This is a genomic window from Stenotrophomonas sp. S4 (assembly GCF_054187805.2).
Genome location: NZ_CM196188.1, coordinates 2,914,924 through 2,937,087, shown reverse-complemented (window position 1 = coordinate 2,937,087; position 22,164 = coordinate 2,914,924). Strand labels below are relative to the sequence as shown.

24 protein-coding genes are annotated in these 22,164 nt (G+C 66.6%); 9 read left to right on the top strand and 15 right to left on the bottom strand.

Going from position 1 to position 22,164, the window contains the following annotated elements; genetic code table 11:
- Positions 1-26 precede the first annotated feature (26 nt).
- Positions 27-1,016 (bottom strand): acrylyl-CoA reductase (NADPH), encoded by a 990-nt coding sequence (gene acuI / locus ACUZUJ_RS13795; RefSeq protein ID WP_458219902.1) that lies wholly within the window; start codon positions 1,014-1,016, stop codon positions 27-29.
- A 101-nt stretch (positions 1,017-1,117) separates the two neighbouring features.
- On the opposite strand from acuI, the gene ACUZUJ_RS13790 reads away from it, so the two are divergent.
- The 5 genes from ACUZUJ_RS13790 (at position 1,118) to ACUZUJ_RS13770 (ending at position 5,200) form a co-directional block, all read left to right on the top strand.
- Positions 1,118-1,465: a winged helix-turn-helix transcriptional regulator gene (locus ACUZUJ_RS13790; RefSeq protein ID WP_458219901.1), complete on the top strand. Its 348-nt coding sequence runs from the start codon at positions 1,118-1,120 to the stop codon at positions 1,463-1,465.
- A 485-nt stretch (positions 1,466-1,950) separates the two neighbouring features.
- On the top strand, positions 1,951-2,358 hold the full coding sequence (locus ACUZUJ_RS13785) for a hypothetical protein (protein WP_430345987.1): 408 nt from the start codon (positions 1,951-1,953) through the stop codon (positions 2,356-2,358).
- Positions 2,359-2,434: 76 nt separating this feature from the next.
- Positions 2,435-3,298 (top strand): Smlt3025 familytype IV secretion system inhibitor, encoded by an 864-nt coding sequence (locus tag ACUZUJ_RS13780; protein WP_080347500.1) that lies wholly within the window; start codon positions 2,435-2,437, stop codon positions 3,296-3,298.
- Between the two features lie 24 nt (positions 3,299-3,322).
- Positions 3,323-4,648: a Smlt3024 family type IV secretion system effector gene (locus ACUZUJ_RS13775; RefSeq protein ID WP_049444340.1), complete on the top strand. Its 1,326-nt coding sequence runs from the start codon at positions 3,323-3,325 to the stop codon at positions 4,646-4,648.
- A gap of 96 nt (positions 4,649-4,744) precedes the next feature.
- Positions 4,745-5,200 (top strand): hypothetical protein, encoded by a 456-nt coding sequence (locus ACUZUJ_RS13770; protein ID WP_458219900.1) that lies wholly within the window; start codon positions 4,745-4,747, stop codon positions 5,198-5,200.
- A 128-nt stretch (positions 5,201-5,328) separates the two neighbouring features.
- Here the strand turns inward: ACUZUJ_RS13770 and ACUZUJ_RS13765 are convergent, their stop codons facing one another.
- The 7 genes from ACUZUJ_RS13765 to ACUZUJ_RS13735 all read right to left on the bottom strand — a co-directional run bounded on the left by ACUZUJ_RS13765 (position 5,329) and on the right by ACUZUJ_RS13735 (position 12,273).
- Complete coding sequence (locus tag ACUZUJ_RS13765) at positions 5,329-5,706, bottom strand: EF-hand domain-containing protein (protein ID WP_430345984.1); 378 nt, start codon at positions 5,704-5,706, stop codon at positions 5,329-5,331.
- 30 nt (positions 5,707-5,736) lie between these two features.
- Positions 5,737-6,123 (bottom strand): hypothetical protein, encoded by a 387-nt coding sequence (locus tag ACUZUJ_RS13760; protein ID WP_458219899.1) that lies wholly within the window; start codon positions 6,121-6,123, stop codon positions 5,737-5,739.
- Positions 6,124-6,214: 91 nt separating this feature from the next.
- Positions 6,215-8,185, bottom strand: coding sequence for a MacB family efflux pump subunit (locus ACUZUJ_RS13755; protein WP_458219898.1), 1,971 nt, complete (start codon positions 8,183-8,185; stop codon positions 6,215-6,217).
- Entirely contained in the window at positions 8,182-9,372 is a 1,191-nt protein-coding gene (locus tag ACUZUJ_RS13750) for an efflux RND transporter periplasmic adaptor subunit (RefSeq protein ID WP_458219897.1), read from the bottom strand. The genes ACUZUJ_RS13755 and ACUZUJ_RS13750 overlap by 4 nt, the downstream gene beginning before the upstream one ends.
- A 135-nt stretch (positions 9,373-9,507) precedes the next feature.
- Positions 9,508-9,930, bottom strand: coding sequence for a hypothetical protein (locus ACUZUJ_RS13745; protein WP_458219896.1), 423 nt, complete (start codon positions 9,928-9,930; stop codon positions 9,508-9,510).
- 319 nt (positions 9,931-10,249) lie between these two features.
- Positions 10,250-11,599 (bottom strand): sensor histidine kinase, encoded by a 1,350-nt coding sequence (locus ACUZUJ_RS13740; RefSeq protein WP_458219895.1) that lies wholly within the window; start codon positions 11,597-11,599, stop codon positions 10,250-10,252.
- Positions 11,599-12,273: a response regulator transcription factor gene (locus tag ACUZUJ_RS13735; RefSeq protein WP_458219894.1), complete on the bottom strand. Its 675-nt coding sequence runs from the start codon at positions 12,271-12,273 to the stop codon at positions 11,599-11,601. Before ACUZUJ_RS13735 ends, ACUZUJ_RS13740 begins: the two co-directional genes overlap by 1 nt.
- Before the next feature lie 210 nt (positions 12,274-12,483).
- On the opposite strand from ACUZUJ_RS13735, the gene ACUZUJ_RS13730 reads away from it, so the two are divergent.
- The gene (locus ACUZUJ_RS13730; protein ID WP_049444324.1) at positions 12,484-12,765 is read left to right on the top strand and encodes a hypothetical protein; all 282 of its coding nucleotides are present in this window, start codon (positions 12,484-12,486) and stop codon (positions 12,763-12,765) included.
- Positions 12,766-12,819: 54 nt separating this feature from the next.
- Here the strand turns inward: ACUZUJ_RS13730 and ACUZUJ_RS13725 are convergent, their stop codons facing one another.
- Entirely contained in the window at positions 12,820-14,961 is a 2,142-nt protein-coding gene (locus tag ACUZUJ_RS13725; RefSeq protein ID WP_458219893.1) for a TonB-dependent siderophore receptor, read from the bottom strand.
- Positions 14,962-15,033: 72 nt separating this feature from the next.
- Positions 15,034-15,678 carry a TetR/AcrR family transcriptional regulator gene (locus ACUZUJ_RS13720; RefSeq protein WP_458219892.1) on the bottom strand — a complete coding sequence of 215 codons (645 nt, stop codon included), beginning with the start codon at positions 15,676-15,678 and terminating at the stop codon, positions 15,034-15,036.
- 82 nt (positions 15,679-15,760) lie between these two features.
- Here ACUZUJ_RS13720 and ACUZUJ_RS13715 point away from each other — a divergent pair, with 82 nt between their 5' ends.
- Positions 15,761-17,290: an FAD-dependent monooxygenase gene (locus ACUZUJ_RS13715; RefSeq protein WP_458219891.1), complete on the top strand. Its 1,530-nt coding sequence runs from the start codon at positions 15,761-15,763 to the stop codon at positions 17,288-17,290.
- A gap of 45 nt (positions 17,291-17,335) precedes the next feature.
- Here the strand turns inward: ACUZUJ_RS13715 and ACUZUJ_RS13710 are convergent, their stop codons facing one another.
- The 4 genes from ACUZUJ_RS13710 to ACUZUJ_RS13695 all read right to left on the bottom strand — a co-directional run bounded on the left by ACUZUJ_RS13710 (position 17,336) and on the right by ACUZUJ_RS13695 (position 19,886).
- The gene (locus ACUZUJ_RS13710) at positions 17,336-17,581 is read right to left on the bottom strand and encodes a hypothetical protein (RefSeq protein WP_119006462.1); all 246 of its coding nucleotides are present in this window, start codon (positions 17,579-17,581) and stop codon (positions 17,336-17,338) included.
- Positions 17,582-17,705: 124 nt separating this feature from the next.
- A complete protein-coding gene (locus ACUZUJ_RS13705) occupies positions 17,706-17,975 on the bottom strand; it encodes a hypothetical protein (protein WP_014037661.1) in 270 nt (89 codons plus the stop codon).
- 103 nt (positions 17,976-18,078) lie between these two features.
- Positions 18,079-18,555, bottom strand: a complete 477-nt coding sequence (locus ACUZUJ_RS13700) for a hypothetical protein (protein ID WP_049444314.1) — start codon at positions 18,553-18,555, stop codon at positions 18,079-18,081.
- A gap of 92 nt (positions 18,556-18,647) precedes the next feature.
- The gene (locus ACUZUJ_RS13695) at positions 18,648-19,886 is read right to left on the bottom strand and encodes an NADH:flavin oxidoreductase/NADH oxidase family protein (protein ID WP_101765727.1); all 1,239 of its coding nucleotides are present in this window, start codon (positions 19,884-19,886) and stop codon (positions 18,648-18,650) included.
- 89 nt (positions 19,887-19,975) lie between these two features.
- On the opposite strand from ACUZUJ_RS13695, the gene ACUZUJ_RS13690 reads away from it, so the two are divergent.
- Positions 19,976-20,455, top strand: a complete 480-nt coding sequence (locus ACUZUJ_RS13690) for a MerR family transcriptional regulator (RefSeq protein ID WP_049444310.1) — start codon at positions 19,976-19,978, stop codon at positions 20,453-20,455.
- An 18-nt stretch (positions 20,456-20,473) separates the two neighbouring features.
- Here ACUZUJ_RS13690 and ACUZUJ_RS13685 read toward each other — a convergent pair whose 3' ends face one another.
- On the bottom strand, positions 20,474-21,685 hold the full coding sequence (locus tag ACUZUJ_RS13685; RefSeq protein WP_049444308.1) for an MFS transporter: 1,212 nt from the start codon (positions 21,683-21,685) through the stop codon (positions 20,474-20,476).
- 221 nt (positions 21,686-21,906) lie between these two features.
- On the opposite strand from ACUZUJ_RS13685, the gene ACUZUJ_RS13680 reads away from it, so the two are divergent.
- The gene (locus ACUZUJ_RS13680) at positions 21,907-22,164 is read left to right on the top strand and encodes a hypothetical protein (protein WP_049444463.1); all 258 of its coding nucleotides are present in this window, start codon (positions 21,907-21,909) and stop codon (positions 22,162-22,164) included.

Genomic DNA, 22,164 nt, shown 5'->3' with positions numbered 1-22,164 from the left:
CATCGAGCCCCGTTGCGGTCATCCGCTCAGGCATTTACATCCACAACGATGCGGCCGCGCACCTGACCGGGGATGATCTTCTCGTACACGTCCAGCACGTCCGCAAGCCCGATCAATTGCACCGTGCTTTCCAGCTTCTGCGGGTCCAGGTCGGTAGCGAGGCGATCCCATGCGCGCTGGCGAACGTCCTGCGGTGCATTCACCGAATCCACGCCCGCAAGTGTCACGTTGCGCAGGATGAAAGGCAGCACCGAGCCGTGCAGCGCGTCGCTCTGCGCCAGGCCGCACGCGGCCACGGCACCGCGGTACTTGGTCTCGGCGATGGCGTTGACGAGGGTAGGGCCGCCGGCCACATCCACCACGCCGGCCCAGCGTTCGGCGCTCACCGGCCGGTCGCGCGGTTCCGAAAGCTGCGCGCGGTCGATGATTTCGCTCGCACCCAGGTTGTGCAGATACTCAGCATGCTCCGGGCGCCCGGTAGCGGCCACCACGCGATAGCCCAGCTTTGAAAGGATCGCCACTGCGATCGAGCCGACACCACCGTTGGCGCCGGTCACCAGCACATCGCCCTTGTCGGGCGTCACGCCAGCATGTTCCAGGGCCAGTACGCACAGCATGGCGGTATAGCCAGCGGTGCCGATGGCCATGGCGTCGCGGGTGCTCAGGTTGCCGGGAATCCGGTTGAGCCATTCGCCGCGTACGCGGGCGCGCTGTGCCAGGCCGCCGTGGTGGCCCATGCTCAGGTCCCAGCCATTGAGCACAACGCGGTCGCCTGGCTTGAAGTCGGCCCTGCTGGATTCCAGCACTACGCCTGCCAGATCGATGCCGGGAATGAGCGGGAACGTCCGGATGACCGGACTCTTGCCGGTGAGGGCAAGCGCATCCTTGTAGTTGAGCGTGGAGTACTCGACCTGCACCAGGACGTCACCGTCCATCAGGTTGGCTTCATCGAAATCGACCAGTTCGGTCGAAACCTGGTTGTTCGTCTTGCGGGCGAGCAGTGCTTTGAACGTCATGGAGGGGCTCACATTCACCGGATGAGGCCATGCTAGGCTCGCGCCTCTATCGCAACAAGAACGATGATTTCCCGTAGGTACTATGGTTTTCCGGAGTATGCATGCGTAGCAAGCGTTGGGATGGCAAGAGCGGTTGTGCCGTGGAAGTCACGCTGTCGGTGATCGGCGGCGTGTGGAAGCCGATCATTCTTTTTCACCTGATGACGGGCAAGCGGCGTTTCATGGAACTGACGCGGCGGGTGCCCAACGCCACCCAGTCCATGCTGACCAGCCAGCTGCGTGAACTGGAAGCCGACGGCGTGGTGATCCGCCACGTGTACGCGGAAGTACCACCGAAGGTGGAATACGAGCTGTCCGAGTTCGGGCGCACGCTGGTGCCGGTGCTGCTGGCCATGCGCGAGTGGGGTGAAACCTACCGCGGCTATCAGAGTACCCAGGGCGATAGCTGAAGGCTGAGCGGCGTTGCACATGCCGCATGCCGGATTCGCTAACGCTCACTTCCACCGATGGGTCTTTGGCGGCGGCGTGCATGTCGTATACGGCAGGATAGGGCGCCCGGGCAGTGCACGCTGGCGGGGTTCATCTGCTGGCGAAGCGCGTCAGCCGATGGACAACTCGACATCCGCTGACGCAACCAACGTAACAGCGCGATCGCTCGGGATTTTCCTGCTTTTCATCGCCGGTTCGGGGCGGTAACCATGGCCGCGCCAAGGCATTCGCCGTGGCCGGGATTGGCGTCCCGAACGTACATGATGCGCGGCGTCACGGTTGCAGCCAGAGTTGCAACCGTGACAATGCATCGCCTGCCAGTTCATGGCGGACGGTGCGTGGGGATTTCTTGATCCGCCGGCTTCTTGCATCATGTATCCGGCACGCCAACCCGCACCGTCCGCCACCTTGCATCTGCAGGTGGCCACATCGTGAGGTTGCCGTCATGCCCGAACGTCTGCCCGATCATCCCCGCCTGCATGCGCTGCTGGGCGCCGCCGTGCGCGATCTTCCCGCTGCCTTGGCCGAAACGCTGGAGGACGCGCTCCGCGAATCCGCCGAGCCCGTCACGCCATCGGCATTCTTTGCACACCTGAAAGGCCATGGCCGGAACCTGCGCGCTGATGGCGAGGCCTGGAGTGAAATGTGCCTGAGCCCCGGCCGCGCCTTCGACATGGCCCTGGCGACCCGCAGCGCGTCGGGCATCACGGCGCTGACCGCGGTGCTGCACGCCGCGCATGTGGCACGGGAGAATGACGATCCTGCCTGCTGCCCCTCCGCAGCCGTGGTCGAGGGCCTGTTCAACGCCTGCCAGGTGCTGTCGCTGCAGGTGGAACGCTGCCTGGTGCCGTGAAGGGCTGCGATGCGGTTCCTGTTCCGTTGACGCCCAGTTGCCTATAGTGGCGCCGGAACCCTGCAATGGAATGCCCATGCGCGTGATGTCCCCCGGCCGTTGCCTGACGCTCGCACTTGCCGTTGCAGTGAGTGCCGGCGCGTGCGCACGGCCACCGTCCACCGAACACGAAAGGAATCCCGCCATGTCCGGCGCAACCCAGACCGGCCGCACGATCAACGGTCACACCTATACCGATGCCCCCGTGGACGTGAAGCTGGGGCCGAACACCTTCCGCATCCCGGCCAACTATCTGGACAGCCAGATCGCACCGTGGCCCGGTGAGGGCGTGACGCTGGTCATCGAGTGGCCGGACATGACGCCGACGGCCCCGGGTGCCCGGGCGAATCCGCGTACGAATGATTTCCGCAAGGAGATTGCTGTCCGTATCAACTACATCGATCGCATTCCAATTGAGACTTCGCTTTCAAGGCTTTCCTCAAATGAAGCCATCACGGAGGAGGGCTCTGTGGAAAGGGAGGATCCCAGGGACCGTCTCGATCAACGCGTCGCACAGCCGGAGACCTTGGGCCTGACGCCCTATGCAATCGATGAAGGGAAGATGGTGGTGTACGCGAAGAAGTATGAGGCCCGGTATGGGAAGCCGCCTGTCCGCAATCCGGCATTCGAGCGCGACTGGTATGTTGCACGGGACGGTGCCGGGGGGCTGACAAGCTTCATCAAGTGCGATAGCGCAACGTTCCTGGGGGACGGAGTGCGCCTGACGCATGATGAGGTCATTGATCTGGACGATCCTGTGGCTGCCGGATGCGTTCACTACTTTGTCGATATCTCTGACAGCCTATCCATCTCCCTGCATTACAAGAGAGCTTTCTTGAAGGACTGGAAGCGCATGGAAGATGCTGTTCGCGATGTTCTTGCTGCAGCACGGACACGCTAAACGACGAGGCTCAAGGAGAAAGCAATGAGCGGCCTGACCCAGAAGGACATCAGAATCCTCATCGATTATGCGGATGCCGGTAATCGTGAGCTGTACTGGAACTACCTGTCGCAACTGCCGGGTTCGGACGGCTACGGTACGCTGGCACTAGGTGTGGTACGTAATGACAGTTTGCCTGGACGCGTGGCCAATGCCTACGCGCAAAGCCATGCCAGATCTCAGAATGACGAAGGTTCGCGCTTTCCAAATGCTGAGCTGAGCGAGCGCCAGTGGGAGGCATTCGGCCGGACACTGCTGCGGGAAGATCTGGAGCTTCGACAGGCGTGGATGGGAAACGGACGTGCGGATCTCGCGCTGAATCTGCCTGGTGCTGACGTCATGCTCGCTCATGACCGCGCTTTCGAGCAGCACAGACTGGACCCCAATTGCTGGACTCCTCGAGTGCTCCTGCAAGCCGCCTCGGACAAGAGCGGCCCCGAGAAGCTGGAGCAGATCTGGACCAACATGCTCAACAATGACTACGCCGGGGGCCCGCGCGTAGGCAACACCAGCGTCGATGCCATCAGCCAGATGGGATGGGCGAAGGGCGGGCAGTACCTGACCCGGTTGAGCGTGCTGGAAGCCACCCAGGCACTGGAGGGCCGCTCGGCGGTCGATCCGAACGTCATCGGTGGCAACAGCTACTACGCGATGTACTTCGAAGCGGACAGGAAGTGGGTCAGCGTCAGTGCAGGCGGCGGCCACATGTCGCTGCGCGAGATCACCGATCCCGCCCGTATCGCCGAACTCAACGACGCCCGCGAGGTTCGTCTGGAGCGGCAGGAGAAGCGGACCCAGTTCCACCCGGACGACCCGTACCGGACCATTACCCGCAGCCCGCTTACCGCAGCGGTGGACGCCGTGCCGGATCCCGCACAGGCACCGATCCGTCTGGCCGACATTGGTCCCGGCCATCGTGAGTACGCATTGATGCAGCAGGTGCGCGAAGGCGTGGCCGCGATCGATGCGAGTGCTGGGCGAACCCATGATGAGAACAGCGAGCGCCTCGTGGCGAGCGTCATGGCATTGGCGCGCCGCAACCAGCTCGAACGTGCCGACCATGTGCTGCTGAGTGCGCAGACCGCCGATCACCCGGCCGGCCGCAACGTGTTCGTGGTGCAGGGCGAGTTGAATGATCCGGCGCATCTGCGGGCCTCCATGCCCACGGACCGGGCAGTGCAGACACCAGTCGAGCAGTCACTGCAGGCGCTGCAGGCCGTCGGTGCGGATCGTGAACAGGCACATGCACAGCGCCATCAGCAGGAAATCGATGTGCAGGCACGCGACACCCCGGCCATGCGCATGGGCTAGGGTCCCGGCCCGCAGTAGCCCCTGCCTCACGCGGTCTTTGCAACTCTGTGCGTGGGCATTGCTAAGTTCGCTTGGCATCCCTCACAGGAACCTGCAATGACCCGGACGTCCCCGCTTGTCCTGCTGGGCCTCTGCCTGGCCCCGGCCCTGGCCTTCGCCCAATCCGACCGGCAGGTGGCCGAAGACATGGTCACCCGCGCCGCCAACGTCTGCCCTGGACACAGCACTGAGCGCACGGCGCCAACGGTGAAAAAGGTACCGGTGGGCGCGCTGCGCGTCATGCTCGACCGCGGCCTGGTGATGTGCCCGGACCGCCGCCTGGATGCCTCTGCACCCGCGGTGTTCTACGGCCGCTTGGGCGTATTTGGCTGGAATCCGGAGGTGCCCGCTGCTGCGACGGTGGTTGTCGCCAAGATCGACCAGATGACCCGCAAGGATGAGTACCCGGTGGAAACGCTGGTGTGGGATGCCAAGGGCACGGCCCTCACCCAGCAGACGGTTCCGGCGTTCGAGCCGCGCCCGGGTGCGGCGGTGCTGTACAAGGTGCGCTGAGCCCCGCGCGCTGGCGGGTACATGCCCACCTTGGTGGGCATCCTGGCCCTCGCGCGCGCTGACGGAGCCGTGCCCACCAGGGTGGGCACCTGCCAAAGCGATGCGACGTGGCATCCAGTACCGGGGTGCTACTTCGCCGGGGCATCCGCAGTCTGCGCGGCCACCATGGCCTGCTGCATCTCCTTCAGCGACAGATAGCCATCGCCATCAGTATCCAGCCCCGCGAAATACTTCGCGATTTCCGGCACCACCGCGGCTTCCTTCCTGCTGATCTTCCCGTCTTTGTCGGCATCCATTTCCTTGAACGCGGCGTCGATGGAATCGGCCTGCCTGCTGAAGCGTGCCTGCTGGTACTTCGCGTACTCGGCCTTGTCGATGTGGCCATCGCCGTTGCTGTCCATGACGGCGAAGCTGGAGTCGATATAGGCCTGCTTCGGGTCGCCGCTGGCGGCGTGGCCGATCAGCGGTGCGGCGCACAGCGCGATGATGAGCAGCGTCTTGTTCATGCGGTTGGTTCCTTTGGAATGCAGGGCAGGTCAGCGGCAGGGATGGCTGTAGCCATCCGAACCGCGGTAGGTGTCGTTGCGGCGGTCGTAGTTGCCGTAGCGGTTCATGCAGTAGTCGGCGCGCTCGCGGGTCTCGCGCTCGCGCTTGGCCGCGGCGGCGATCACGCCAGCCACCACCGCTGCGCCGACCACGCCCACCACCACGCGCTTGGCCTTGGCATCGTCGCGCCGGTCGCGCTCACGTTCGCGTTCGCGGCGCTCCCATTCGTCACGCTGGCGGTCCTGGTAGCCCTGGTCCCAGCCGGAGCGGTACCCATCGCGGTACTGTGCGTGAGCCTTGTCCGCGTAGGGCAGCAGCACCAGCAGTTGCAGTGCGGCGCCCAGCAGCAACGCTGTACGTCCTGTCTTCTGAAACATCGTTCCGCTCCTGTGCGGCTGTGTCGGTCGTGCCAGTACAGCGTGCGGACATTGCGCGAACCTGTAGTCGTCTGCGCTGGCCGCCTCTCGTTCAGCGCACCAGCGCCTCCACCGGGTCCAGCTGCGCTGCACGGCGCGCCGGCAGGAAACCAAAGGCGATGCCGATCAGGCTGCTGCAGGCGAACGCGGCCAGGATCGAGGTTGTCGAGAACACCAGCGAGAAGCCGATGTCGGCCAGTGCCAGCACTGCCCCCAGCGCCAGCGCCACGCCGATGCCGAGCACGCCACCGAGCAGGCAGACCAGTACCGACTCGATCAGGAACTGCTGCAGGATGTCGCTGCGGCGCGCGCCGACGGCCATGCGCACGCCGATCTCGCGGGTGCGCTCGGTCACCGACACCAGCATGATGTTCATCACCCCGATGCCGCCCACCACCAGCGCGATGGCGGCAATGGAACTGATCATCAGCGTCAGGATGCGGGTGGTCTGCTCGATCGACGTGCGGATCTGCGCGTTGTTGCTCATGTAGAAGTCGCGCCGCCCATGCCGGCGCTCCAGCAGCCGGTCGATGGCGGCCTCCGCGGCCTGCATGCCCACGGTGTCGGACACCCGCACGGTGATGCTGGACACATGGCTCTGCCCCAGCATGCGCGCCATGGCGGTGGTGTAGGGCACCCAGACCTGCAGCAGCGAGGCATCGCCCACGGCGCCGGCTTCCTTCTTCACCACGCCCACCACCCGCACCGGGACATTGCCCAGCAGCAGGGTCTGGCCGATCGGGTCTTCCTGCGCGGCGAAGAACCGTGCACGCGTGTTGGCATCGATCACCACCACCTGCTGGTAGCCAGCGACGGCGGGCTGGCCAAAGAAGCGGCCTTGCCCAAGCTTCAGGCCATGCACGCGGAAGTACTGCTCACTCACGCCCTGCATCTGCACGTTGGCCGAGCGGTTGCCACGCTGCGCAGTGCCGCTGCTGGCGACGCCGGGCGTGGCGCTGTCCACGAACGGTTGCCCGGCCAGCGCCGCGCTGTCGCCGGGCGTCAAGGTCTCGACTTGTGCAGCGTGCACATCGCCGAAGCCGGAGCCCGGATAGACCTCGATGGTGGTGGTGCCCAGCGAAGCGATGTTGGACAGGATGGCCTGGCGCGCGCCGGTACCCAGTGCGACCACCGAGACCACCGACGCAATGCCGATGATGATGCCGAGCATGGTCAGGAAGGTGCGCATGCGGTGCGCGTTCATCGCGCGCAGGGCCATGCGGAAGGCTTCGCCGAAGCGGTCACGCAGGGCCTGCCAGCCGGTGCCTTCGCTGCGCGGCTGCAGGGTGGCTGCGGTGAGGCCAGCGGCCGCTGTCGCCGCAGCGGTAGGGCGATCATCCACGATGCGCCCATCGCGGATCTCGATGATGCGCTGCGCGTGTTCGGCCACGGCCATGTCATGGGTGACCAGCACCACCGTATGGCCCTCCGCGTGCAGTTCGCCCAGGATCTTCATCACCTCCTTGCCGGACTGGGTGTCCAGCGCGCCGGTGGGTTCATCGGCGAAGATCACCGCACCGCCGTTCATCAGCGCGCGCGCGATCGAAACGCGCTGCTGTTGCCCACCGGACAGCTCGCCGGGCAGATGCAGCATGCGTTCGCCCAGGCCCAATCGCTGAAGCAGGGCCTGGGCGCGGGCATGGCGTTCGGCGCTGGGTTGGCCGGCGTAGATGGCCGGCACTTCCACGTTGCCCAGCGCGGTCAGGTCGGTCAGCAGGTGGTAGCGCTGGAAGATGAACCCGAAGTGCTCGCGGCGCAGCTCGGCCAGCTCGTCCGGCGACATCTGCGCGGTCTCGCGACCGGCGATCTGATACGCGCCGGACGAGGGCCGGTCCAGGCAGCCCAGAATGTTCATCAGGGTGGATTTGCCCGAGCCGGACTGGCCGACGATGGCCACCAGCTCACCGGCGCGGATATCCAGGTCGATGCCATCGAGCACGACCAGAGTCTGTTCGCCGGCTGCGAACTCGCGACGGATGCCGCGCACGCGCAGCAGCGGCGTGTCCTTCTCTGTGTCCATCATGGCTGTGCGGCGGCTGCGGCGGCAGCATCGCCGGTCTGGGCCAGTACCACCTGCTCGCCTTCCTGCAGGCCACTGCGTACTTCCACGTTGATCTGGTCGTCCAGCCCGGTGGTGATGCGTCGCGGGGCAGGGTGGCCATCCGCGCCGCGCACCTGCACGCTGTAGCTGCCGTCGGCGGCACGCGCACCCAGCGCGGCCGAGGGAATGGTCAGCACGCCCCTGGCACGCCCCAGCACGATGCGTACCTGCGCCGTCATGTAGCTGCGCAGGCGGCCATCGGCGTTGTCCACGTCGAACTGGCCGTTGTAGTACATGGCCGTACGGCTGGCGCCCGCCGAAGCGCTGCCGGGCGCGAAGCCGGAGGTGTCTTCGTTGGTGATCGACTCGGGTGCCGGTGCGATGTCGCGCAGCGTGCTGCTGTAACGTCGGTCACTGTCACCCAGGATGGTGAAGAACGCCTCCTGTCCCAGTGCGGTGTGGACCACGTCGGCCTCGGAGATCTCGGCGTAGACGGTCATCACGTCCTGGTTGCCGAGCATTACGATGGTCGGTGCGCTCTGTACCGCGTTGACGGTCTGGCCCTGGCGCGCGACCACGGCCAGCACGGTGCCGTCGGTGGGCGCGGTGATGCGGGTGTAGCCCAGGTTGGTCTGCGCCACATCCACATCGGTCTGCCGCTGCACCACCTCGCCATCGAGCGCGGCGATCTGTTCACGGGTGGCATCGACCTTGGCCTTGGCCGCATCGTAGTCTGCGCGCGCGACCAGTTGCCTTGAAACCAGCGCCTGCTGGCGTTGCAGGGTCAGCTGATACTGGCGCAGGTCGGTGGCCAGCGCGTCGCGGTTGGCGCGCGCGGTGCGTTGTGCCGCCTGCGCACTCAACAACGCGTTGCGCTGGGTGCGCGAATCGATATCGGCAATCGGATCGCCCGCCTTTACCTTGTCACCCAGCTTCACATGCAGGGTTTCGACGCGGCCGGAGACCTGCGCGCCCACGCTCACCAGCCGCGAGGGCTTCAGTGTTCCGGTGGCTTCCACGACCTGTTCGATGTTGCCGCGGGTGACCGGTGCCAACTGCAGTTGCGGTGGCGGTGCGGGCCGGAGCCACGCGAAGAGCGCCAACAGGGTGCAGAGGGCTGCGGCAGCAATGATCAGCACGCGGCGGCGATGGCGCGGTGCGACGCTCATCGGCACAGCATCCAGGAAAGACAGGGCATCGTGAGTCCTCGCGACAGATGGGATTGCACGCCGGCAGGGCAGGCGTGGATGGCCGTCGAGTCTCAGTGCGCCAGATTGCGTGAACCTTGCGGAGGTGCGGGCGTGTCAGTAGGCGGCGCCCTGCGTGAGCAGTGCCATCGCGATGAACTGGAGCATGCTGCCGAGCGCCAACAGCACGTGGCGGAGGCGTTGCGCCGGCGTGGGCAGCGTCGAAAGCTGGCACAACGCGCCGACCAGCAGCACGGCGCAGACCGCAACCGGCAGCGTTGCAGTGGCGGCGATGATCGCGATGATCATCAACGTGGCAGCAAGCATCACGGCGGCTGCATGCGTATCCAGGATCCGCAGCAGCGGGGGAACGGGGCGTGGTGCAGCCCCCCGCCACACTGCCAGCATGTGCAGTGCGGCATGCACGGCGACGAACACCACCACGGCGGTGGCCGTTGCGTGCGCGTGCCGATACGCGGAAGCCACCAGCGCAAGGCCTGGGAGCAGCAGGAACAGCGCGGCGAACAGGCGGATCAGCACGCTTGCCCGCTCGCGTTCGGGAATCATCCGCAGCCAGTGCGGCCAGTGTTGCAGCCCACGCGCGCGGCCTGCATGCGCGCGGCAGTTCCACGCTGCGGCGGTCAGGCTGGGCGCATTCCGAGGAGGCGGGGTGGGCGTGGAAGAGGGCGGTGGCGAAGCTCCCTGTGTCACATGCAGGCTTCCTGTCAGATCCGGACGCAGCACCTTCAGCGGTGCTGCTCACCTGGATGCTGGGCAGCGAACATTGCCGCAACCTTGCGCATCAATCGCGGTCGTTGCGCGTGGACAGCCGGTAGTCATCCACGGGGAAGGGAGGCGCTTATTTCGCCGGCACCGACGTGCTGGTGACGCCGGGATGCAGGGGGAACTCGACGCGGATCAGGGCGCCGCCACCAGGTGCATCCAGAATCGTGACGTGGCCGCCGTGGCGGTCGATCACCTGCCGCACCAGGTTCAAGCCCAATCCGGCGCCGGTCTGCCGGGGGCGCAGGCGCTGGAAGGGTTCGAACACGCGTTCGCGCTGGTCGACCGGAATGCCGGGGCCATCGTCTTCCACCTCAAGGCAGCTGCCCTGTACGCGCACGATGATGTGGCGTCCACCGTGCTCGGCGGCATTCAGCACCAGGTTGGACAGCACCCGTTCGATGGCGCCGGACTCGCCCAGCACCGGGAAGTTCGGTTCCACCACCACGGCGACCGTCTTGTCGGACTGGATCAGCAGGGGGGCCAGATCGGCGACGACCCGCTTGGCCACGCGCGCCAGGTTGAGGGAGTCCTTGGGCCCATCGGCTTCCATGCGATGCAGGTCCAGCAGCTGCTCGGCCAGCGTTGCCAGCCGAGCGACTTCCACGGCCAAGCTGCGCGAGGTGGAATCGTCGGTGGCATCGATCTTCACCCGCAGGATGGCGATGGGCGTACGCAACTCGTGGGCGGCGGCGGCAATGAAGCGGCGCTGCCGTTCGTGCCCTTCGTCCAGGCGGTCCAGCGCTTCGTTCACCGCGGTCACCAGGGGGGCGATCTCTACCGGTACGGCGGTCTCTGTCAGGCGGATGCCGCGACGGCTGGCGGAGATGTTGCGGGCTTCCTGTGCGATGCGTTCGACGCCGGCCAGGGCGCGACGCACGATGATCGGGGTCAGGATGATGGTGGCCAGGCCCAGCAGCAGGAAGATCGGCAGGGTGATGATGTGTGCGGCCAGCGCCATCTGCCAGGTCAGCGAATCGGTTTCGCCATGCGCCATGATGGTCAGCTTGCCGGCCGGGCCGCTGTGCTGGCGTATCACCACGGCCAGGCCATCGTTGCGGCCGCGTCCGCGCAGGTCGCCATAGGGAATGCCGTCGAGGGCGCCGACCAGCGATGCGTAGGCGGGCGGAACGTGGCCGAACGTCACATGGTGGCCCTGCTCATCTTCGGCGATGAACCACGCGTCGGGGACGATCTTCAGCAGCTCGGCCAGCTCGGGTGTGTGTTGCACATACAGCTCGCCCTTGCTGTCGCGGTGAACGGCCTCTGCCGCCACCGGAGCGAAGGTCTGGATGGTGTAATAGCCGCCGCTGTCGACACGCACCAGCACCATCAGCAATGCGAAGAACGCCACCAGCAGTGCGAGCAGCTGGTAGATCAGCGTTTTGACGATCAGCGGGCGCTTCAGTGAGGGACGACGCGCCATTACTTCGTTTCCCGCATCAGATAGCCGACACCCCGGATGGCATGGATTTCCACCCCCGCATCGGCGTCGGAGAGCTTGCGCCGCAGGCGTGAGACATGCGAGTCCAGCGTATTGGAATGGATGCCGTCGTCGAAGCCGTACACCGCCATTTCAATGGACTCGCGCAGCACGGTGCGGCCCAGCCGGCGCGCGAGGGCGGCCAGCACGCGGATCTCGCGGCGCGGAAGCTCCAGCCGCTGTCCACCCACGCTGGCCTCGCCCGAGGTGGGGTCGAACAGCAGCCGGCCGATGCTCACCGGCTCCACCTGCATGCCACCCGGCCGGCGCCCGGCTGCACGGATCCGCGCGAACAGTTCCTCCAACGCGAAGGGCTTGGCCAGGTAGTCGTCGGCGCCCTCATCCAGGCCGGCAATGCGGTCCGGCAACTGGCCCAGCGCGCTGAGCACGATGATCGGAACCCCCGGATTGCGCCCGCGAAGCACGGGAATCAGGCCCAGCCCGTCACCATCGGGCAGGGTGCGGTCCAGCAGCACCAGATCGTGCGATCCGGAGAGCGCAGCCTCGCGGGCCTGGGCCAGGGAGCTGGCAACGTCCACCACGTAGCGCTCGCGCTGCAGGGCAGACTTCAGGGTGGCAGCCAGTTCGGCTTCGTCTTCGATCAGCAGGATGTGCATCGGCGGGAATCGGGCGGGAAGGGAACTCAGGGGGCGTCTGAACGCGCCGGCACCGTATTACAGGAACATTGCGTGAACATGGCGTGCCTTCGAGCCCTGCCGGTGACGCCGCAACACCGCTGCGGCGCGGACCACCCGGCGCAAGGTTCGCGCAATCCGGGCACTCCAGCCTTGGCGCTCGTCCGCTTATCCCCAACCCCTGGAGTGCCCATGAAGTTGTTCGTCCCGCTGTTGTTCGTTGCCGCGCTGAGTGGCTGCACCACCGCCAAGATGACCGTCACCCCCGATGGACGCCGTGGCGTTTCCATCGACTGCAGCGGCTCCAGCTCCTGGAGTGGCTGCTACGAGAAGGCCGGGCAGATGTGCCCAAGCGGCTATGTGGTCTTCAGCAAGGATGGCGACGACGGCAATGCCATCGCCGTGGGCAACAAAAACGGGTTCACCTCCACCCAGATGGCCACCCGCTCGATGCTGGTGTCCTGCTCACACTGACGCGGGCAGGGGAGGTGGGTTGCACCTCCCCTTGGCGCGCTCTGCCGCGCAGCGTCAGAAGCTGTAGGCTGCCTGCACATACACCCGCCGCGGCTCACCCGGGAAATGCCCGTTGCGTTCGATGAAGCCGCTGGCCGCATATACCTTGTCGAGCAGGTTCTTGACGTTGGCCTGGAACTGCCACTGCTTCCACGTGGTTTTCCAGCTTATGTCGAACACGGTATAGGCCTTCACCGCCTGCCCATCCAGGCTGACACGCTCGCCGACATGATCGGCGCCGAAGCCGATGGCCGAGTTGATCGAAGGCAGGTCGTAGCGCGTCCACAATCCCAGCTTGTTGCGCGGCGCATTGGCGAATCGGTCGCCGGAGGCATTGGTGATGCCATTCGGTCCAGCATCCTTCACCCGTGCGTCGTTGTAGGCGTAGGTCAGATTCACCACCCAGCGCTCGGTCACGTCGGCCAGCAGGTCCAGTTCCATGCCCGTGCTGCGCACCAGGCCCAGTGCAGCGAGTTGGTTTACCCCGCCGATCACCTCGCCGGTGGCTTGCACGATGTTGCTGCGGTCGATGCGGTAGGCCGCCATGTTCAAGGTCACGCGGTCGGCCAGCAGGGATTTCATGCCGACTTCCCACTGCCTGCTGCGCTCGGCATCGAACGGTCCGCCGGCCGCGGGGTTCTGGTTGGCGGCACTCTGCGGCACGAAACCGCTGGCGACGTTGGCATACAGGTTCAGGCCGTCCCGCACGGTAAAGGTGCTGCCCAGGCGCCAGCTGAGATCGTTGCCATCCACACTGCTGCCACCCATGCGGTCCTTATCCTTGAAGCCGTCCCAGCGCAGCCCGGCCAGCACGTGCCAGCGCGTGCCCAGTGCCAGCTCATCCTGCAGATAGCCGCCGTAGCGCTTGCTGCGGGTGGAGGTGCTGCGCCAGGGCAGCGCCGCCAGGTTGTAGTCGTGCCACGTGCTTGCGCCATAGACCGGATTGAACAGGTCGATGCCGCGCACCGGGCCGGCGCCGCGTGCCAGGTCGGCGCTGTTGGCGGTCTGCGCGGTGAAGTCGGCGTCGAGCTGATACACGTCGGCACCGAACAGCACCTTGTGTTCGATACGGCCGGTGTTGATCCGCCATACGGCATTGCCGCTGGCGGTGAAGGCCTCGTTGTCACGGATCTGGTTGCGCAGCTGGCGCGTCATCCACTCGGCCACGCCATCGCGGTCACGATCAATCAGCCCCATCGGCTCGTGGTACATCTGGTGCTCGTTGTTGCTGAACCAGCGCGCGGCAAGGTCCACGTCCAGGTTGTCGCGCGGTGCGAAGCGGTACTGCGCCAGCGCCACCCTGGCGCGCATGTCGAGGAAGTCACTGGCCTCGTTGTGGTTCCAGCGGCGGTCGGCCAGGAAGCTGCCGGTGTCGTTCACCGGCACGCCGCGCAGGCGGTTGCCGCCCAGGTTCTGGGTGATGTCGGTGAACTGCAGCACCAGCTGGCCGGTCTGGCCAACGTCGAAGGCCAGCGATGCATCGCCGATCACGCTTTCGCTGTCGGCATTCCAGCGCAGGCCCTGCTCGCCGTCGGCATACAGGCCGGCGCGATAGCGAATGCTGCCGGTGGCATTCAAGGGGCCGGTGCCTTCGATCGATCCGGCGCGGAAGTCCTTGTCGCCTGCCTGCAGCTCGATGCGGCGTTCGGCGCGCGCCTTGGGCTTGCGCGTCACGTAGTTGATGACCCCGCCCGCATCACCACCGCCGTACAGCGCACCGGCCGGCCCCTTCAGCACTTCCACGCGTTCGATGTTGAACAGTTGCGGCACCGAGAAGCCTGCATAGGGGTCGCCTCGCAGGCCGTCGTAGAGCACGTTCTCCTGGCGGAAACCGCGCAGGGTGACGCCGGCATAGCTGAAGAAGCTGATGCCGCTGATGCTGCGGTACAGATCGGTGACCTGGCGCGCAGCCTGGTCGTCGATCAGTTCGCGCGGCACGACCTGGATCGACTGCGGTACCAGTTCCAGCGGGGTATCGGTGCGGGTGCCGACCCCCGCATCGTTGGCGCGGTACAGGGTCTGCGCGCGGCCGCGGACTTCGACTTTGTCCAGGTCCTTCGGGGCGTCATCGGGGGCCGCGGAGGCCAGTGCAGGCGTAGCCAGGGAAAGGGGCAGCGCCAGGCAGAGCGCGCGCTTCAGCGGGTTTGGAAGGGGCATGGGAGGTCGGGGTCGGCTGCAAATGAGAAAGATTAGCATTTGCAATACTTCGAAACCTATCCCCCGAATGCGCTATGGACGCAGGCCCGGATCGGTATACGGGGTACCGGCCAAGGCCACCAGCACGCCGGTACCGCCGCGCACGATCAGCTGCAGCATCGCCTGGCGCGGATCCTCGCCAGCCTGCTGGCTGGCCATTCCTTTCTGATAGGCCGCCACCATCGACGCCAGCAGCATCGCCGCGCCCAGGCGTGCCTCGGCGTCATCCGCCGGCCGGCCGGCGGCGTCGGCCATCAGCTGCGCCAGGTCGTCTGCCAGCAGTGCCTGCAGCCGTCGCGCGTGCGCCACCAGCACCGGGCTGTCGGCCACCGTTGACCAGAAGGCCGCCGCACCGGCATTGATCCGCAGCAGGGGATGGCCGCTGCCGAGCAGCTCCCGCACCAGCGATTGAAACGCGGCCAGCGGAGTCATGCCGCGGCGCGCCGTCATGCCCTCGCGGAGCAGGGTGCGGGCCTCCTCATCGCGGTCGAACACCAGGTCTTCCTTGCTGGCGAAGTAATTGAAGACCGTCTTGCGCGAGACCCCGGCCGCATCGGCGATCTCGGACATGGACACCGATTCGAAGCCATGACGGATGATCAACTCGGTGGCGGCGTCCGAAATGGTCTGTCGGGTCTCGGTCTTGCGCTGCTCGCGGCGGCCCGGCGGCGGGGTCATGGGCGGTTCACTTGTGGAAACGTACACCGAGTGTAACATTGGCGCCGCCAGAGCGCCGGCCCGGCGCTCACAGGGAAATCCCATGTTGTACGACGTCGTCATCGCCGGGGCCGGCCCGGTCGGCCTGTTCCTGTCCTGCGAGCTGGCCCAGGCCGGCTGTTCGGTCATGCTGCTGGAGCAGGCAGGGTCACCCGAGACACCCTTGAAGCGGCTGCCCTTTGGTCTGCGCGGCTTGAACGCGCCCACCCTGGAGGCACTGGATCGACGCGGCCTGCTGGACGCGGTGGCCTCGCTCCAGGTGCTGAAGCCGGACAAGGGCGCACCGCCGCCGGGCACCGCCCATTGGCTGGCGCAACCGCGACCGCTGGGCGGTCACTTCGCCGGCATTCCTTTCGCCCTGGACAACGTGGACAGTGCACGCTGGCGCCATCGCCTGCCGACGCCGGTGCCCATCCAGATGGCGGTGGAACTGCAGGCGCTGGAAGCCGTGTTGGTCGAGCGTGCGATCGCACTGGGTGTGCGCATCGAGCGCGGCTGTGCGGTACAGGCGGTCCACCCCGGTGAAATGGAGGTGGCCGTCGAGACTGCGGGAGCAACGGTTCGAGGACGCTGGCTGGTGGGCTGCGACGGCGGCCGCAGCACCGTGCGCAAGCAGTGCGGTTTCAGCTTCGTCGGCACTGCCCCTGAATTCACCGGGCACTCGTTGTTGGTCGAGCTGGACGATCCGACGATGCTGACGCCAGGTCGGCAATACACCGATCAAGGCATGTGCAATTTCAATCCACCGGGCGTGGTGGCACTGGCCGACTTCGACGGTGGCGCGGGCCATCGCACGCCACTCGACCAGGAGGCCGCACAGGCGCTGTTGCGGCGCGTCTCTGGTCGCGACGTAGCGATCACCGCGCTGCAGCTGTCGAGCACCTGGACCGATGGCGCGCGTCAGGCGGAGACCTATCGCATCGGCCGCGTGATGCTGGCCGGGGATGCGGCGCATGTGCACTCGCCGCTGGGCGGCCAGGGACTCAATCTTGGCATCGGCGATGCGATGAATCTTGGCTGGAAACTGGCGGCGGTGGTGCGCGGTACCGCCGATGATGGACTGCTTGACAGCTACACGGCCGAGCGGCACCCGATCGGTGCGAAAGTGCTGGACTGGTCGCGTGCACAGGTTGCGTTGATGCGGCCGGGCGCCGGCTCGCGCGCATTGGCGGCGGTGATCGCCGAACTGGCCGACACCCCTGACGGTGCCACGTATCTGGCCGAGCGGGTCTGGGGCGTTGTGCAGCAGGTGGACCTGGGCGGTGTCCATCCACTGGTCGGGCGCAGCACGCCCGAGGTCCGGCTGGCCGATGGTCGTCGCGTGGGTGAAGCACTGCGGACGGGGCAGGGCGTGTTGCTGCAGTTCGGCCTGGCCGCTTCCTTGGGGGCCGTCACCGAAGGCTGGCGACGATGCGTTGCCAGCGTAATGGCGGCCGAGGACAATCCGTTGGGCCTGGGCGCAGTGCTGGTGCGCCCGGATGGCATCGTTGCCTGGGCCTGCAATGCCGGTGACACCGAGGCTGGGCTGCGTGAGGCCCTGCAGCGATGGTTCGGTCCGGCGGCCGCGGCTTGACCCGTGTGACAGCGGCGCAGCCGACGCTGGCTGCGCCGATCCCGGTTACAGATCCTTCTTCTTGCCGCTCAGGTCGATCGGCTTGTCACTGCCCTTGCGCTCGCTCGACCACACTTCCATGCCCTTGTTGCAGCGGCTCTCGCGGGCAGCGACCTCGCGTGGCAGGTCCTTCAGCTGGGGCGACTCCTGGCAGGCCTGATGCATGTTGCTGTCGTCATAGGTGGCGCAGGCGCTGAGCGACGCCAGGGAGATGGCAATGAGAGTGGCGCGGAGTGGGAGCTGCAGGTCCATGGGGTGGTCTCGGGTGATGCCGGGATGGCCATGGAATTCAAATCCGCGACACCGGGCACGCACAATCGGACCAACTGCACTTGTTATTTTGTAACAGTTACGCGATAGTCCGGCCCTTGCCAGATCAGGCAATGCAGATCATCAGTACCGTGCACAGCACCAACATCAGCACGAACACGCGTCGGCTCAGTGCCAGGCAGGCCAGATAGGCTGCGAGCGCCCACGCCGCCAGCAGCGCGCAGGCTGCCATCCATAGCCCGATGCCCATCATCGAACCGGCTGCCAACGCAGACAATGCGATGGCCTTGAACAACGCCACGCCCAACACGCTGCCCAGCATGCCGGCCTGCAGGGCGATGGCATCATGGCGGGCAGGTGCGTGGTGGTGGTGCATTGCGGGTCCGGTGCGGGCCGAGAGCGCGGCGTCGGCTGCACTGTGCCGAAATGCACATCCACGAAATGTGTTCATCGCGCGCGAAGACCGCGATGAAGCCCGTTCAGTCGAACTCACCCTCGGCCGATTCCAGACGCTGCCGGTACGCTGCGCGATGCTGGTACAGGCGCTGGCATTCGGCCGACCTGTGGATGCGGCTGCCGGGTTCGTTGGCCACCGAGTCGCACATCCGCGCGATGTGGTTGTTCTCCGCCAGTTCGGTGACGAAGAACACGGCGGTGATGCCGGTGCCAAGCAGCACGACATACAGCAGGCGGCTGAGCCAGCGCGACAGTTTCCGCTCGAAGTGCTGCTGGATGGTCAGGTCGAAGCGGATGATGCTGAGCACGATCCAGACGATGGCGACCAGGAAGCAGAGCGTGGGCAGCAGGCCGCGCCACATTCCTGCTTCGTATACCGACTCGCTGTAATGGACCGCGGCCCCGGCGCCTGCGATGGCGATGGCCAGCGCCCAGTTGCGGCCCAGCGAAAGCAGGTCATCGAGCAGCTTTTCGCGGTTCCTGGTTGGTCCTGCTGCCACGAGGGTTCCTTCTGCCTGTTGCGACCGGCGACGGGCTGCCGCCAATCATGCAGATGGTGGAGCATCGCTTCAGCGATGAGAAGCCTGCCCGCTCAGTATCCGCCTGCGCGTGCACCGATCCAGCGCCGGTAGCGGCGGGTCCGGCATTTGCCAGCAGCCTGTGCCAACAGCAGCGCCCACACCGGTGAGACACCCGGCGCGGTGGGGCGGCGCCGGCTCAGCCGCCCCAGCTGGTACTTCACCGCTGCCATGTGTGCGCTGGCGGCCAACGGCTTGCTGCGCCAGTCGATGGTGCGCAGTGTCGGCACCGGATCGCGTCCCTGCTGCCAGTGTTGCGGCAGATCCGGCTCGATCGCCAGCGCGGTGGCGATGCCGACCATGGCCACACCGCTGTCCCGTACCTGCTCGGCCACGGCGCGACGGCGGATACCGCCGGTGACCATCAGCGGCATCGTCGCCACCGTGGCGATCTCACGCGCGAACTCCAGGAAGTAGGCCTCGCGGGCCAGGCTGCGTTGGTCACGCGCGGCACCGGTCATGGCCGGCGCTTCGTAGCTTCCACCGGACAGCTCGACCAGGTCCACGCCGAGGGGCGCCAGCATTTCCACCACTTCGCGCGCATCCTCGGGCGAGAAGCCGCCGCGCTGGAAGTCGGCGGAGTTGAGCTTCACGGCCACCGCAAACGTGGGTGACACGGTGGCGCGCACGCCCTGCACGATCTCCCGCAGCAGGCGCGCACGGTTGTGCAGGCTGCCACCCCAGCGGTCGTCGCGGCGGTTCGACAGGGGCGACAGGAACTGGCTGAGCAGGTAGCCGTGTGCGGCATGGATCTCCACGCCACTGAAGCCGGCGCGCTCGGCCAGCTCGGCGCTGCGGATGAAGCGGGCGATCACCTCTTCGATGTCCGCCTCGGTCATCGCCCGCGGCGGTGCGAACTGTCTGGACAGCGCGCCCATCTCCAGGGCGACGGCTGACGGCGCGAGTGCGGGTTGGCCGAGCGCGGCCGGCATCTGCCGCCCGGGATGGTTGATCTGCATCCACATCTGCGCGCCCCGCGAGCGCACCGTTTCTGCCCAGGCGATGAAACGGTCGAGGTGGCGATCATCTTCCAGCACCACGCCGCCGGGCCCGGTCATGGCACGGCCATCCACCATCACGTTGCCGGTGATGATCAGCCCTGCGCCGCCATCGGCCCAACGCTGGGACAGCTGCAGCAGCGCAGCGGAAGGCGCGTGGTCGGCGTCGGCCATGTTTTCCTCCATCGCCGCCTTGGCGATGCGGTTGCGGATGACGGCACCGGAGGGCAGTGCCAGGGGCGAGAACAGCGACATCGGACAGCTCCAGGACAGGGGAATGGCGCTACGCTAACCTTCAAGTTTGATTGAAGGTCAACAGGCTCCGATGTCGAAGATTCATACAGATGAAGATCGGTGAGCTGGCCCGCCTCACGGGCCTCGCGGCGTCGCGCATCCGCTTCTATGAAGACGCGGGGCTGCTGGTGGTGCAGCGCCAGGCCAATGGCTACCGTGACTACCCGGAACAGGCGGTGCTGCTGCTGGAGCTGATCACGGGCGCGCAGCGTGCAGGCTTCAGCCTGGAAGAGATCCGCGCCCTGCTGCCGCCGGACATGGGCCAGTGGCAGCACGATGCGTTGATCACGATGCTGCAGCAGAAGGTGGCCGACATCGAGGCATTGCAGCTGCGGTTGGCAGAGAGCCGGGCGCACCTGCTGGCCCTGATCGAGGACATCCAGGCACGGCCGGACGGCATCGACTGTGCAGCCAATTCGCGGCGGGTGCTGGACCGCGTGAAGCGCGGCGAGCTGGCGCGGCCGACCCTGGCGGCCGGCGATACCGCGTTGCTGCGTCCGGATCGCCGCCGCCGCTTGGGCAGCGGCTGACGACCCGGCGCGGTTTCTTCAGTGGCTGCCGGCGACGGCAGTCTTGCGCTTCTTGTCCAGCGTCACTGCCACGCACCACAGCAGCAGGCCGCCGATCGCGGTGGCTGCGCCGACATAGCCGGTACTGGCCGGGCTGAAGCCGGCGCTGATCGCCATGCCGCCCAGCCACGGGCCGAGCGCATTGGCGGTATTGAACGCGGCGTGGTTGGAGGCCGCTGCCAGCGTCTGCGCTTCACCGGCCACGTCCATCAGGCGGGTCTGCAGCACCGCCGCCAGCGCGCCCATGGTGCCGACGGTGATGATCATCGGGCCGATGGTCCACACCGACTGCGCGGCCAGCGGATACAGCAGCAACATCACGATCGACCACAGCAGCACCACGGCGGCGGCCTTGAAGTGGAACTTGTCCACCAGCCAGCCACCGGCGATGTTGCCGATGATCGCGCCGATGCCGAACACGCCCACCGCCAGCGGCATCCACGATTCGGCCACGCCGGTGACCTGCACCAGGGTCGGTGCCAGGTAGGTGAACACACAGAACATGCCGGCGAAACCGACCGCACCGATCGCCAGCGCCAGCCACACCTGGGTGGTGTTGAAGGCGCGCAGCTCGCGCATCGGCGAGGTACGCACTTCATCCGGGTCCGGCAGCAGGAAGCGCGCGATCATCGCCACGGTGGCGATGGCCAGCACGCTGACCAGGGCAAAGGCGGTGCGCCAGCTCAGCTGCTGGCCCAGCCAGGTGGTCAGCGGGTTGCCGACCAGGATCGCGATCGACAGGCCCAGCAGCACGCGCGACATCGCCTGGCCGCGCTGGCCGGCGGGACTGATCGCCGCGGCCACCAGCATCGCCACGCCGAAGTAGGCGCCATGCGGCAGGCCGGCAACGAAGCGCGCCACCAGCATCGTGCCGTAGTTCGGTGCCAGCGCGCTGGCCAGGTTGCCAATGGCATAGAAGCCCATCAGCGCCAGCAGCAGCTTGCGGCGTGGGAAGCTGGCGCCGACGAAGGCGAGGATCGGGGCGCCGACCACCACGCCGATGGCGTAGGCGCTGATCAGATGGCCGACCTGGGTTTCGGAGATCGACAGGCCACGGCTGATCTCCAGCATCAGGCCCATGCTGGCGAACTCGCTGGTACCGATGGCGAAGCCACCCAGCGACAGGGCGAGGATGATCAGGGTGCGCTGACGGGGCGTCAGCCGCGCAGCCAGGGAAGAGTTGGGGCTCATGCGGGGGCGCGATGGGGGCGGGGAGCCAGACATTGTACTGCTGCACCGCAGCAGGAGCAGCCGCGCTGGGGGTAAATCAGTGTTTGATCGGTGGCGCTGCAGCCTCCGCTGCGGGAGGGGCCGCCGATCCCTGCCGCCGATGTGCATGTGCAGACGACATGCCAGCGGGCATGATGGCGGTGCAGGGGACTGTGGCGTTGCTCAAACAAGGAGGCGGATCGATGCAGGAGTTCAGGCACGTGCTGGAGTCGCGCGGGCGCTATCAGCTGGTAGCGGTGTCCTACGCGCCGGTGTACGCTCCGGGCGATGTGGTCGGCCATGCGGTCGTCGCCGACGATGGGGATCGTCTGACCGACCTGATATCACTGGCCGAAGCGCGCCAACGCTTGTTGCAACTGGTGCGTGAGGAGGGCGAGGAGCCCGGGCTGGAGAACGAGAACCACCTGCGGAAGAAGGCGTCGCGCTGGCGCCACCGCTAG